The organism is Duganella sp. GW821-FHT07F09 (assembly GCF_059418705.1).
The window spans coordinates 43,157-56,087 of the sequence record NZ_JBWKQJ010000010.1 but is presented as its reverse complement, the minus strand read 5'-3'; the positions used below and the strand labels follow the sequence as shown (position 1 = coordinate 56,087).

Genomic DNA, 12,931 nt, shown 5'->3' with positions numbered 1-12,931 from the left:
CGGCCCTTATTTGGCGCCGGCGGGCGGCTGCCCGGCCGGCTGCGCCACGGCGCGATTCTGCTCGGCCATGGCGGCATAGTCGTCATGCCGCACCACTTGCAGCCAGACCACGCGCGCCATCAGCAGACCGAGGCCGATCAAGGCGACGAGCGCCAGCCCCTTGAGGCGGCGGCGGAAGCGGCGAGCGTCGCCGTCGTGGCTATCGGTATGGGCGCGCATCACGTCTGCACCAGCTTGCGGTGGCGCTGGATGCTCATCAGGATACCGCCGGCGATGCCCAGGGTGAGCAATGCGGTGCCGCCATAGCTCATATACGGCAGCGGCACGCCGACCACCGGCAGGATGCCGCTGACCATGCCCATGTTGACGAACGCGTAGGTGAAGTAAATCATCGTCATGGCGCCGGCCATCAGCCGGCTGAAGAAATTGGGCGCGTTCCCGGCGATCATCAGGCCACGGCCGATCAGCAGCAGGAACAGCAGCATCAGCACCAGGTTGCCCACCAGGCCGAACTCCTCGGAGTAGACGGCGAAGATAAAGTCGGTGGTGCGCTCCGGGATGAACTCCAGGTGGGCCTGCGTGCCTTGCGTCCAGCCCTTGCCGGTGATGCCGCCCGAGCCGACCGCGATGGTCGACTGGATGATGTGGAAGCCCTTGCCCAGCGGGTCGGAGGTCGGATCGATCAAGGTCATCACGCGTTCACGCTGGTAGTCGTGCAGCAGCGACCAGATCACCGGCAGGCTGGCGGCGAAGGCGGCCAGCAGACCGGCCAGCGCCTTCCACGACAGGCCGGCCAGGAAGATGACCGAGAAGCCCGCCGCCACCACCAGCAAGGCGGTGCCGAGGTCGGGCTGCCTGACGATCAGACCCACGGGCATCATCAACAGCAGCGCGGCGATGCAATAGCTTTGCCAGCGCAGTTGACCGGCGCGATGCTGGAAGAACCAGGCCAGCATCATCGGGGTGACGATCTTCATGAATTCGGACGGCTGGATATCGATCCCCACGTGCAGCCAGCGCCGCGCGCCCAGCTTGATGGTGCCGACCAGCGCCACCGCCACCAGCAGGATCATGCCGACCGTGTAGGCCGGCACGGCGATGCGCATCATCATCTGCGGCGAGATGTTGGCGACGACCCACATGACCGCGAACGACAGCAGGATGTTGCGCATGTGGTCTTCCATCTTGCCCGGAATGCCGATACTGGCCGAGTACAAGGTGATCGAACTGACCGTCAGCAGCATCAGAATGATGAAGGTCAGTGGTCCGTCGAAAACCGTGAAGTACGGGCGAAGGCGGCGCCACAGGGAACGCCTTTCGTTGATGCGCATGCAGATCCTTTTATTCGGTGTTGCCCGGGGTTTCAGCACCCGGCTTTTTTTCATCGACCACGCCCTGTTCGGCCTGGAGTTCGGGCAGGGAGCGCAGCACCGCGTCCTCCTTCGGCACGGGCGTCGTATCCTTGTCGCCGGAGCGTTTGCCGAGCATGTAGTAATCCAGGGCCTTGCGCACGATGGGCGCGGCCACGGCGGCGCCGAAGCCGCCGTTTTCCACCACGACGGCGATGGCGATGCGCGGCTTGTCGGCCGGCGCGAAGGCGGTGTAGAGGGCGTTGTCGCGCAGGCGCTCGGCCACCAGGGCGGCATTGTACTTCTCGTTCTTCTTGATGGCGAACAGCTGCGCGGTGCCGGTCTTGCCGCCGGAGGTGTAGCCGGCGTTGGCGAACACGCGCGCCGCCGTGCCGCCGGTGGTCACGCCGACCATCGCGTTCTTGATAAAGTCGATATTCTGCTGCTTGAGCGGGATGCGGTAGCTTTCCTTGGGTACCGTCAGCCGGCGCGCGCGCGTGGTCGGGTCTTCGATGATCTTGACCAGGTGCGGTTTCATCACCACGCCGTTGTTGGCCAGGTTGGCCGTGGCGTGCGCCATTTGCAGCGGCGTGTAGTTGTTGTAGCCGTTGCCGATGCTGATGGAGATGGTGTCGCCGCCGACCCACTTCTGCGCCGCCACGTTTTTCTTGAAGCGGTTGCGCTTCCATTCCTTCGACGGCAGCACGCCCTGCTTCTCGTGTTCCAGGTCGATGCCGGTCAGTTGGCCGAAACCGAAAGGCTTCATGAAATCGCTGATCGCGTCGATGCCCATCTCGTTGCCGAGGATGTAGTAATAGGTGTCGCACGAGTCGACGATCGATTTGTACATGTCGACCGTGCCATGGCCGCCAGGTTTATCGTCGCGGAAGCGGTGCCCGCCCAGCGTGAAGTAGCCAGCGTCCGAGATCGACTGGTTGGGCGTGCGCTTGCCCAGCTCCAGCGCGGCCAGCGCCATGAACGGCTTGAACGTCGATCCGGGCGGATAGGTGCCGGACAGCGGGCGGTTGACCATCGGCCGGTCCAGCGAGGTATTGAGTTCGTTCCAGCTTTGCGAGTCGATGCCGTCGACGAACAGGTTGGGATCGTAGCCGGGCCGCGACACATAGGCCAGGATGTCGCCAGTCTCCGGCTCGATCGCCACCAGCGCTCCGCGCCATTCGCCGAAGGCCTCCTCGATGACCTTCTGCAGCTCGATGTCGATCGACAGTATCAGGTTGCTGCCCGGCGTGGCGTTGGTGCGCGACAGCGTGCGGATCGCGCGCCCGCCTGCCGACACCTCCACCTCCTCGTAGCCGGTGGTGCCGTGCAGGTGCTTCTCGTAGCTTTTTTCCAGGCCTTCCTTGCCGATATGGTTGGTGCCGTTGTAGTTGGCCGCGTCGTCGCTTTCGGCCAGGGCGCGGGCCTCGGACTGGTTGACGCGGCCGATATAGCCGATCACATGCGAGGCGATCTCGCCCTGCGGGTACTGGCGGAACAGGCGTGCCTGGATCTCCACACCGGGAAAGCGGAAGCGCTGCGCCGAGAAACGCGCCACCTCCTCGTCGGTCAGACGGGTACGCAGCGGCACGCTCTCGAAGCGTTTGGACTCCTCCAGCAGTTTGCGGAAACGCTTGCGGTCCTTGACCTCGATGGACACCAGCTTGGCCAGTTCGTCGATCGTTTCGTCCAAGGTCATGGACAGCTTGGCCGGCGTGACCTCCAGCGTGTAGGCCGAGAAGTTACGCGCCAGGACCACGCCGTTGCGGTCCAGGATCAGGCCCCGGTTGGGCGCGATCGGCACGATGGCGATGCGGTTGTCCTCCGCCTTGACGGCATAGTCGCTGTATTTGACCACCTGCAGCCAGATGAAGCGCACCAGCAGCAACCCGAAGCAAATGAACACCAGCCCGCCCAGTACCGTCAGGCGCAGACGGAACTTGTGAAGTTCGCGCTGGTTGTCCTTGAGCTCAGTCATGGCGGGGCTGGAATCAGATCGGGCGGGTGTGGTCGCGGTCGACCGCGCGCCGCTGTGGCGCCAGCAGCAGCCAGGTGGCGATCGGCCACAGGGCCACGGCGACCACGCTTTCGACGAAGTAGTACCAGCTCGGGAATTTACCGGAGACGAAGAAACGTATCACCAGCTGGATCGACTGCGCCATGACCAGCAGCGGGAACACGTGCATCGCCTGCGTCAACAGCGGGAACCACAACACGCGCCGGTGCAGCATGATGGCGAAGTATGACAGCAAGGTGTAGGCCAGCGCGTTTTCGCCCAGCAGGGTCGAGTCGTGGACGTCCATCAGCAGGCCGAGGAAGAAGGCGGTGCCGATGCCGACCTTGCGTGGCTGGTGCACGCCCCAGAACACCAGCACCAGTGCGACAAAATCGGGCACGCCGACGAACTGCCCCCATGGCAGCAGGTTCAGTAAAAAGGCGCAGAACAGGCTGAAGGCGATGAACAGCGGGCTGACCGGCAGCAGAATATAGTGTGGACGATTCATCGTGCCGGCTCCTTCGTTGTGGTGGCGGCGGCCGGCGCGGCGCGCAGCGGTGCCGTGGTCGCGGGCGCGGCGGCGGCAGGTGCGGCCGTGGGCGGTGTGGCGGTCGTGGGTTTGGCCGACCCGCCAGTGGCGGGCGCGGTGGCGCCGTCGGCCGGCGCGACCTTCGGCGCGAGCGGCGGCGGCATCACCGGCATCAGTCCCGGCGCGGCGTTGTTGACTGGAGCGGTGGCAGCGGCGGCCGGCGCGGCCTGGCCGTCGGCGCCCTCCTTCGCCGGATCCTTCACCGGCGCCATCTTGTTATTGCCCTTCTTCGGCGTGCGCGGCTCTTCGTCCGGCGGACGCGGAGGCAGTTCCGGTGTCGACATCAGGATCAGCAACTGGGTATTGTTGGCGACGCCGGCCAGTGGCTGGCAAATCACGCCGCCGAAGGAACCGCCGGCGCTGTTTTCCACCTGCGTCACGCGCGCCACCGCCAGGCCGGCCGGATAGATGCCGTCCAGGCCCGAGGTGACGACGATGTCGCCGACCTGGATATCGGCGTTGGGCGCGGTGAAGCGCAGCTCCAGCGCGCCGATCTTGCCGCGTCCATACGCGACGCTGCGCAAACCGTTGCGCAGCAGTTGCACCGGGATGGCCTGCTCCTTGTCGGTCAGCAGTGTGACCTCGGAGGTGAACGGGAACACCCGCGTCACCTGCCCGACCACGCCCTGGTTGTCGATCACCGGCATGCCGAGCATGACGTCGCTCTTGATGCCGCGGTCGAGGATGATCTTGCGGCTGTTGGCGTCGCGCGCGTCGTACAGCACCTCGGCCAGCATCGACTTGACGGGTAGCTGCTCGCGCGCGCCCATCAGCTTGCGCAGCTGGTTGTTCTCGACGGTGCGGAGCTGCGCCTGCTGCAGCGCCTGGGCGTCGGCGATCTGCTGGCGTTTGAGCTCATTGACCTGCTTTTTCATCGACGACAAGGTGGAGAAGTAGTCGCCGACGCCGTAGATGGCGTCGCGCGGCAGCAGCGCGACCATCTGCAGCGGATACAGCACGGTACCCGCGACCTGGCGCACGGTCGACAGGGTGCGCATGCGCGCGTCGACCAACAGCAGTGCAATCGATATGCACGCGAACACCGTCATCTTGACCCGGGCCGAAGCGCCTTGCTTGAAAAGTGGCGGAGGACTGTATTCCATGACTTCCAATAATCCGGCGCTCCCGCGCCAACGAGACTGTCAACTCATCCAAAGCACCGGGGCCGCTGTTTCGCGGCCCCGTCTTGATCATTCGTAGGAGAAGATCGAGCCCAGTTGGTCCATCCGCTCCAGCGCCATGCCCGACCCGCGCACCACGCAGGTCAGCGGGTCTTCGGCCACCAGCACCGGCAGGCCGGTTTCCTCCATCAGCAGGCGGTCCAGATCGCGCAGCAGCGCGCCGCCGCCGGTCAGCATCATGCCTTTTTCGGCGATGTCGGCGCCCAGTTCGGGCGGCGTTTGTTCCAGGGCGTTCTTCACGGCCGAAACGATGTTATTGAGCGGATCGGTCAGCGCTTCGAGGATCTCGTTGGACGAAATCGTGAACGAGCGCGGAATACCCTCGGACAGGTTGCGGCCCTTGACTTCCATCTCCTTGACTTCCGACCCCGGGAAGGCCGAACCGATGGCCTTCTTGATCGCCTCGGCGGTCTGCTCGCCGATCAGCATGCCGTAGTTGCGGCGGATATAGTTGACGATCGCCTCGTCGAACTTGTCGCCGCCGACGCGCACCGAACCTTTATAGACCATGCCGCCCAGCGAAATGATGCCCACCTCGGTGGTGCCGCCGCCGATGTCGACCACCATCGAGCCGGTGGCGTCCGACACCGGCAGGCCGGCGCCGATCGCGGCGGCCATCGGTTCTTCGATCAGATACACCTGCGAGGCGCCGGCGCCGAGCGCCGATTCGCGGATCGCGCGGCGCTCGACCTGGGTCGAGCCGCACGGCACGCAGATGATGATGCGCGGGGAAGGACGGAAGAATTTGGAGTCGTGCACCATGCGGATGAACTGCTTGAGCATTTGCTCGGTGACGGTGAAGTCGGCGATCACGCCGTCTTTCATCGGGCGGATCGCCTCGATGTTGCCGGGGACCTTGCCCAGCATCTGCTTTGCTTCCTTACCAACCGCCTGGATGGTTTTCTTGCCATTGGGGCCGCCCTCTTGGCGGATCGCGACGACCGATGGTTCATCCAGAACGATGCCCTGGCCGCGGACGTAAATCAAGGTGTTGGCCGTGCCCAAATCGATGGCCAGATCGGTGGAGATATACCTGCGTAAAAAACCAAACATGTGTGTCCTGTGGCGCTACTGGGTGCGCGTAAGCTGTAGAAAGATGTCCTGTGGTGAGCGGCGGCAGCAATGATTCAGCCCCGGCAACGCATCAACCCGCCATTCTACCTTATAATTTGAATGCGATTTGCCGAAAATCCACCCAAAAGTGTATCGGCCCAGCTTGCAAGTTAAGCGGCAATCGTCCGCTTTTGTCAGCGATTAGCCAGAACTTCAAGTTTTTTATCAATGTAACAATTAAACCCCGCGCGGCCCGTCCGCGCCATTCGCTATGTCCCTGACCCTATCCGACGTAACACGCATTGCCAAACTGGCCCAACTTGAGATGAGCGAGCAGCAGAGCGCCACCGCGCTCGAGCAGTTGAATGGCATTTTCGCGCTGGCCGAACAGATGCAGGCGGTCGACACCGACGGCGTCGCCCCGCTGAGCCACCCGCTGGCGGCGCACATGAACAACATCGCCCTGCGCCTGCGCGAGGACGCGGCCACCGAGGCCAATCGCCGCGAGGACTACCAGGCCGTCGCGCCGAAGACACAGGATGGCTTGTACCTGGTGCCGAAAGTGATCGAATAAGCAAAAAGCGCCGTGGTTTGCCACGTGTTTGCCCCCATCTTCGCCTCGATCCTCCCCGAATTGAATTGAAACGCCATGCACACCAAAACCCTTAAAGAGCTGTCCGCGCTCCTGCAGAGCAAAGCCGTCACCGCCACCGAGCTGGCCACGCACTTCCTCGACCGCATCGAGAAGAGCGACCTGAACGCCTTCCTGCACGTGGACCGCGCCCTGACCCTGGCGCAGGCCGCCGAGGCCGACGCCCGCATCGCCGCCGGCACCGCCACCGCGCTGACCGGCGTGCCGATCGCCCACAAGGATATCTTCGTCACGCGCGACTGGCGCTCGACGGCCGGTTCCAAAATGCTGGCCGACTACGTCAGCCCGTTCGACGCCACCGTGGTGGAAAAATTCCGCAAGGCCGGCATGGTCACCCTGGGCAAGCTCAATTGCGACGAATTCGCCATGGGCTCGGCCAACGAGAACTCGGCCTTCGGCCCGGTCAAGAACCCGTGGGACAAGAACGCCGTGCCGGGCGGCTCGTCGGGCGGCTCGGCCGCCGCCATCGCCGCGCGCCTGGCGCCGGCCGTCACCGGCACCGACACCGGCGGCTCGATCCGCCAGCCGGCCGCCTTCTGCGGCGTCACCGGCATCAAGCCGACGTACGGGCGCGTGTCGCGCTTCGGCATGATCGCCTTCGCCTCGTCGCTCGACCAGGGCGGCCCGATGGCGCAAACGGCCGAGGACTGCGCGCTGCTGCTCAACGCCATGGCCGGCTTCGACGAGCGCGACTCGACCTCGCTGACGCCGGAACTGGGCGGCGTCGACGAGGACTTCACGCGTGAACTGGGCCAGCCGCTGACCGGCCTGCGCATCGGCGTGCCGAAGGAATACTTCGGCGAAGGCCTCGCGGCCGACGTCGAACAGGCCGTGCGCGCCGCGCTGGCGCAATATGTGGCCCTGGGCGCGCAGTTGGTCGATATTTCGCTGCCGAACACCGCGCTGTCGATCCCGGCCTACTACATGATCGCGCCGGCCGAGGCCTCGTCCAACCTGTCGCGCTTCGACGGCGTGCGCTACGGCCACCGCGCCGCCGAGTACAAGGACCTGTCGGACATGTACCGCAAGACCCGCGCCGAGGGCTTCGGCGCCGAAGTCAAACGCCGCATCATGGTCGGCACCTATGTGCTGTGCCACGGCTACTACGACGCCTACTACCTGAAGGCGCAAAAGATCCGCCGCCTGATCGCGCAGGACTTCGAAGCGGTGCTCAACGGCCCGAACGCCGTCTGCGACGTCATCATGGGACCGGTCGCGCCGACCGTCGCCTGGGACCTGGGCGACAAGTCGGACGACCCGGTCGCCGCCTACCTGGCCGACATCTTCACCCTGTCGACCAGCCTGGCCGGCCTGCCCGGCATGTCGATCCCTTGCGGCTTCGGCCAGGGCGAGAAGAACGCCAACCGCCCGGTGGGTCTGCAAATCATCGGCAAGCATTTCGGCGAAGCGAAGCTGCTCAACGTCGCCCACCAGTACCAGCTGGCGACCGACTGGCACACCCGCGCTCCGGCCGGCGTCTAAGCATCCACCACACAGAATACAGCGAGAATCATATGGAATGGGAAGTCGTCATCGGTCTTGAGAACCACGTGCAGCTCACGACCGAATCAAAAATCTTCAGCGGCTCGCCGATCAAGTTCGGCGCCGAGCCGAACACGCAAGCCAGCCCGGTGGACCTGGCGCTGCCCGGCGTGCTGCCGGTGATGAACAAGCAGGCCGTCGACCGCGCCATCCGCTTCGGCCTGGCCGTCGGCGCCAAGATCGCGCCGGCGTCGATCTTCGCCCGCAAAAACTACTTCTATCCGGACCTGCCGAAGGGCTACCAGATCAGCCAATTCGAAGACCCGGTGGTCATCGGCGGCTCGCTGACGTTCGGCTTCGAGAAGGATGGCGAATTCGTCACCAAGACCGTCAACCTGACGCGCGCGCACCTGGAAGAAGACGCCGGCAAATCGCTGCACGAGGACTACGCCGGCATGAGCGGCATCGACTTGAACCGCGCCGGCACGCCGCTGCTGGAAATCGTCTCGGAGCCGGAGATCCGCAGCGCCGCCGAAGCGGTGGCCTACGCCAAGGCCTTGCACTCGCTGGTGATGTGGCTTGGCGTCTGCGACGGCAACATGCAGGAAGGCTCGTTCCGTTGCGACGTCAACGTATCGGTGCGTCCTAAAGGCCAGAAGGAATACGGCACCCGCTGCGAGATCAAGAACCTGAACTCGTTCCGCTTCATCGAGGAAGCGGTGCACGTCGAAGTGCGGCGCCAGATCGAATTGATCGAAGACGGCGGCAAGGTGGTGCAGGCGACGCGCCTGTACGATCCGGACCGCAAGGAGACGCGCGAGATGCGCAGCAAGGAAGACGCGCAGGACTACCGCTACTTCCCGGACCCGGACCTGCCGCCGCTGGTGATCTCGGACGAATGGATCTCGCAGGTGAAGGCCTCGATGCCGGAACTGCCGGCCGCCATGCGCGCGCGCTTCGTCAGCGAATACGCGCTGCCGGAATACGACTCGTTGGTGCTGACGGCGTCCAAATCGATGGCGACCTACTTCGTCGCAGTGGTGGAAAAAGCCGGCAAGGAAAACGCCAAGGCCGCCGCCAACTGGCTGATGGGCGACGTCTCGTCGACCCTGAACCGCGAAGGCGTGGACCTGGACGATGCGCCGGTATCGGCCGCGCAGCTGGCCGCGCTGCTCAAGCGCATCGCCGACGGCACGATCTCCAACAAGGCGGCGAAGGAAGTCTTCGCCGGCATGTGGGAAGCCAAATCGGCCGATGAAAACCTGGTCGACACCATCATCGAAGCCAAGGGTCTGAAGCAGATCTCCGACACTGGCGCGCTGGAAGCGATCGTCAACGACGTCATCGCCGCCAACGCCAAATCGGTGGAACAGTACCGCGCCGGCAAGGAAGCGGCGCTCAACGCGCTGATCGGCCAGGCGATGAAAGCGTCGCGCGGCAAGGCCAACCCGGCCCAGCTGACCGAGCTGCTGAAGGCCAAGCTGGCCGGCTAATCCGAGCAGGCGCAGTGCCGCAGAAATGGAAACGCCCCCCAAGCCGCAAGGCTTGCGGGGGCGTTTCCACAAAATCCGGAGGGTCAGTGCCGACATTCGGACATCAGGGAACTTTTATCAGCCTAAAAAGTTTCGAAATGTCCGAATGTCGGCACTGACCCCGTCGTTTAAGCCCCGCGCGTGGGCACGGCTCAGCGCTTGACGTTACGGTTCAAAAATTCCAGCATTTGCGTGGCGATCTCATCGCCGTGGGTCTCGATGGCGAAGTGGCCCGTGTCCAGGAAGCGCACTTCGGCCTTCGGATTGTCGCGCTTGAACGCTTCGGCGCCGGCCGGCACGAAGAACGGATCGTTCTTGCCCCAGATCGCCAGCGTCGGCGGGCGGTGGCTGCGGAAAAATTCATGCAGCTGGCTGTACTGCTTGATGTTCTGCCCATAGTCGAGCAGCAAGTCCATCTGTGCCTCGACGCCTATGCGCTCGATGGCCGCGTGCGCCAACAGCCAAGTCTCGGGCGCGATCAGCGACGCATCCCGCACGCCTTCGGTGTACTGCCATTTGGTCATCTCCAGCGTGTTGAAGCGGCGTAAGGACTCGCGGTTGGCGGCGGTCGGCTCCGCCCAGGCCTTGCGCATGTCGGCCCAGCCCGCGCTCAAGCCCTCTTCGTAAGCATTGCCGTTCTGGCTGATGATCGCCGTGACCTTTTGCGGGTTTTTCACCGCCAGGCGCCAGCCGACCGGAGCGCCATAATCAAACACATACATGGCATAGCGCTCGGCCCCCTTGTCCACGGTAAAGGCGTCGATCACGGAGGCGAGGTTGTCGAAGGTGTAGGCGAGCGGCTTGCCGGGCATGACGCTCGTCTGGCCGAAGCCCGGCAAATCCGGCGCGATCACATGGTACTTGACGGCCAGTTGCGGGATCAGGTTGCGGAACATGTACGACGAGGCGCCGAAGCCATGCAGCAGTAGCACAACGGGCGCCTGGGCCGGGCCGGCCTCGCGATAGAAAACGTTCACGCCCTGGACTTCCATCGTCCGGTGATGGACTTGCGGGGGAGTGTCGGCGGCGTTGGCGACGAGCGCGGTGGCCAGGCTGGCGGCAGCGAACAGCGACGATTTGATGGTCATGATGGTTCCTTCGGTTGGTAAACGTTGAACGGCTGAATAACCTGTATAATTCGATTGAATTGGTTACTTTGAACCGAGTATCCTCAGTTTAAAGTAACCTGTCAACATAATTTTTAACGGTTACCAGATCATGACAAGAGAAGAGCAATCAAGCGGCGGCTCCGAGGCGCCGATGGTGGGCGACCATCTGGCGATGGATCTGCTTAACACCGAGGCCAGCGTGGACGGACAACCGGTCGATTATTGGCAAAGCGGAGAGGACGTTCTCAGGTGGTTGGGGCGGCACGGCATCGCGCCGGTGCGCAAGGACAGCCCGATCGACCCGGCTGCGCTGCTGACGCGCGCGAAAACGCTGCGCTCGCTGGTGAGGCGGCTGATCGTGGAACGCAAGGAGGACAGGCTCGGCGATGTCGCCGGCCTGGACGCGTATCTGCACGCCCACGTCAGCGCGCCCCATCTGGCGCGCGACAGCGAAGGCGGTTTGACCCTCACGCGCCTGGTCCGCGCCGATCCGCTCGCGTCGATGTTGGGCGCGGTTGCCGAGGCGGCGGCGCAACTGCTGGTCGACGGCGATTTCGACCTCGTCAAGCAATGCCAGCACCCCGAATGCATACTATGGTTTTACGACCGCACCAAGGCGCACAAGCGGCGCTGGTGCAGCATGGCCCTGTGCGGCAACCGCTACAAAGCGGCCCAGTTCCGGAAGAAGGCGGCACGCGGGGCGGATGCCGGGGAATGACGCGTTCACTGCAAGTGGGGTCACGTCAGGCTGGTGCTTGCGTGGTGGGCGGCAGCCGGCTACACCCCCTTGAGGAACGCCAGCAACCGCTCGAAATAAAACGCCTGGTCGTCCCACATGCACAAATGGCTGCCGTTGGCGCAGATGACCGCCTTCGCGTTGCCCATCGCCGACGCCATCTTCGGCATGTCACGCGGGTCCATCTCATCGTAGGTGGCGCCGATGACCAGCGCTTTGACCTTGATCTCGCCAAGCCGATCCCAACGCTCCCAGTCCTTCAGGTTTCCCGTCATGACGAATTCGCTCCGCCCCTGCATCTGGTGATAGATTTTCAGGTTGGCGTGCGCGAACGTGCGGTTGACCGCGTCCGGCCACGGCGCGAGGCGGCAAATGAATTTGGGATAGAGCTCCTCCATCATGATTTGCTCGTAGTCGGGCGAGTCGTAGGCGTCGGCCGCCTCCAGTGCCTCGAGACGCGCCAGCGCCGCCGGCGGCAACTGCTGTTTGAGCACGGCAAGATGGCGCTTCAGCGCCTGCATCCCGGCCGTCATGTTCGAAATGACGAGGCCGCGCAAACGGGCTTGATGGCGCAGCGCGTAGTCGATCGCCAGCACGCTGCCCCACGAGTGGCCGAACAACACGAACGATTCCAGCCCGAGGCCGGCGCGCACCTCCTCCACCTCGTCCAGGTAGCGCGGCAGCGTCCACAGCGCGGGATCGTCGGGACGGTCCGAGTTGCCGCAGCCGAGCTGATCGTAGTAATACATCTCGATGCCCGCCTGCGGCAGGAACGACTCCATCGCCTCCAGGTACTCGTGCGAGAAGCCCGGCCCGCCGTGCAGCAGCAACACCTTGACCGGTCCGCTGCCGATCTTTTTCGTCCATACCTTGTATTTGCCGCCCATGACCGGCACCATGCGCACACCGGCCGTCCTGATGCCGGGCGGGTTCAGGCCGTCGGCCTTGGTGATGGTGGGGGGTTGCGGCGCCGGGCGCGACGCGGCGCTGGCGGCCGGGGATGCCACGGCGATGCCGGTGGCGATAAAATGACGACGATCCATTGCGTTCCAGGTGGGTTGCGATGACGGCATTTTGCGCAATACCGTCCGAAACCAGAATGGCCGCGCCGCGCAACACACTATTTCGCCCAGCGCGGCAATGGCTGCGCGACCGCCCCTGGGCGCGCAGCCCAGGACGCGATACCTCCCCATGTCATCAGCCGGTAACGCTGGCTATCTAAGCTACGCCTTCTTTCACTTTCGGCAACAGCCCA

The 12,931-nt window shown here is 64.2% G+C and carries 12 protein-coding genes; 4 read left to right on the top strand and 8 right to left on the bottom strand.

Annotated features, from left to right (window positions below):
• Positions 1 to 6: 6 nt before the first annotated feature.
• The 6 genes from AC07P1_RS24440 to AC07P1_RS24415 form a co-directional block, all read right to left on the bottom strand.
• Positions 7 to 219, bottom strand: a complete 213-nt coding sequence (locus AC07P1_RS24440; RefSeq protein WP_494698282.1) for a hypothetical protein — start codon at positions 217 to 219, stop codon at positions 7 to 9.
• Positions 219 to 1,331 carry a rod shape-determining protein RodA gene (gene rodA / locus AC07P1_RS24435; RefSeq protein WP_494698281.1) on the bottom strand — a complete coding sequence of 371 codons (1,113 nt, stop codon included), beginning with the start codon at positions 1,329 to 1,331 and terminating at the stop codon, positions 219 to 221. The genes AC07P1_RS24440 and rodA overlap by 1 nt, the downstream gene beginning before the upstream one ends.
• Positions 1,332 to 1,341: 10 nt before the next feature.
• Positions 1,342 to 3,324, bottom strand: coding sequence for a penicillin-binding protein 2 (gene mrdA / locus AC07P1_RS24430; RefSeq protein WP_494698280.1), 1,983 nt, complete (start codon positions 3,322 to 3,324; stop codon positions 1,342 to 1,344).
• Positions 3,325 to 3,337: 13 nt separating this feature from the next.
• Positions 3,338 to 3,850, bottom strand: a complete 513-nt coding sequence (gene mreD, locus AC07P1_RS24425) for a rod shape-determining protein MreD (protein ID WP_315222306.1) — start codon at positions 3,848 to 3,850, stop codon at positions 3,338 to 3,340.
• Entirely contained in the window at positions 3,847 to 5,034 is a 1,188-nt protein-coding gene (gene mreC, locus AC07P1_RS24420; protein WP_494698279.1) for a rod shape-determining protein MreC, read from the bottom strand. The genes mreD and mreC overlap by 4 nt, the downstream gene beginning before the upstream one ends.
• A gap of 87 nt (positions 5,035 to 5,121) precedes the next feature.
• On the bottom strand, positions 5,122 to 6,165 hold the full coding sequence (locus AC07P1_RS24415; RefSeq protein ID WP_008445008.1) for a rod shape-determining protein: 1,044 nt from the start codon (positions 6,163 to 6,165) through the stop codon (positions 5,122 to 5,124).
• A gap of 271 nt (positions 6,166 to 6,436) precedes the next feature.
• Between AC07P1_RS24415 and gatC the strand changes: the two genes are divergently transcribed.
• From gatC to gatB, 3 genes are all read left to right on the top strand, one after another.
• Positions 6,437 to 6,739 (top strand): Asp-tRNA(Asn)/Glu-tRNA(Gln) amidotransferase subunit GatC, encoded by a 303-nt coding sequence (gene gatC / locus AC07P1_RS24410; protein WP_209725246.1) that lies wholly within the window; start codon positions 6,437 to 6,439, stop codon positions 6,737 to 6,739.
• Positions 6,740 to 6,814: 75 nt separating this feature from the next.
• Complete coding sequence (gatA, locus tag AC07P1_RS24405; RefSeq protein ID WP_494698278.1) at positions 6,815 to 8,299, top strand: Asp-tRNA(Asn)/Glu-tRNA(Gln) amidotransferase subunit GatA; 1,485 nt, start codon at positions 6,815 to 6,817, stop codon at positions 8,297 to 8,299.
• Positions 8,300 to 8,331: 32 nt separating this feature from the next.
• Positions 8,332 to 9,792 carry an Asp-tRNA(Asn)/Glu-tRNA(Gln) amidotransferase subunit GatB gene (gene gatB, locus AC07P1_RS24400; protein ID WP_494698277.1) on the top strand — a complete coding sequence of 487 codons (1,461 nt, stop codon included), beginning with the start codon at positions 8,332 to 8,334 and terminating at the stop codon, positions 9,790 to 9,792.
• A gap of 191 nt (positions 9,793 to 9,983) precedes the next feature.
• Here the strand turns inward: gatB and AC07P1_RS24395 are convergent, their stop codons facing one another.
• The gene (locus AC07P1_RS24395; protein WP_494698276.1) at positions 9,984 to 10,919 is read right to left on the bottom strand and encodes an alpha/beta fold hydrolase; all 936 of its coding nucleotides are present in this window, start codon (positions 10,917 to 10,919) and stop codon (positions 9,984 to 9,986) included.
• Between the two features lie 130 nt (positions 10,920 to 11,049).
• On the opposite strand from AC07P1_RS24395, the gene AC07P1_RS24390 reads away from it, so the two are divergent.
• Complete coding sequence (locus tag AC07P1_RS24390) at positions 11,050 to 11,658, top strand: CGNR zinc finger domain-containing protein (protein ID WP_494698275.1); 609 nt, start codon at positions 11,050 to 11,052, stop codon at positions 11,656 to 11,658.
• Between the two features lie 59 nt (positions 11,659 to 11,717).
• Here AC07P1_RS24390 and AC07P1_RS24385 read toward each other — a convergent pair whose 3' ends face one another.
• Complete coding sequence (locus AC07P1_RS24385; RefSeq protein ID WP_494698274.1) at positions 11,718 to 12,719, bottom strand: proline iminopeptidase-family hydrolase; 1,002 nt, start codon at positions 12,717 to 12,719, stop codon at positions 11,718 to 11,720.
• Positions 12,720 to 12,931: the final 212 nt, after the last annotated feature.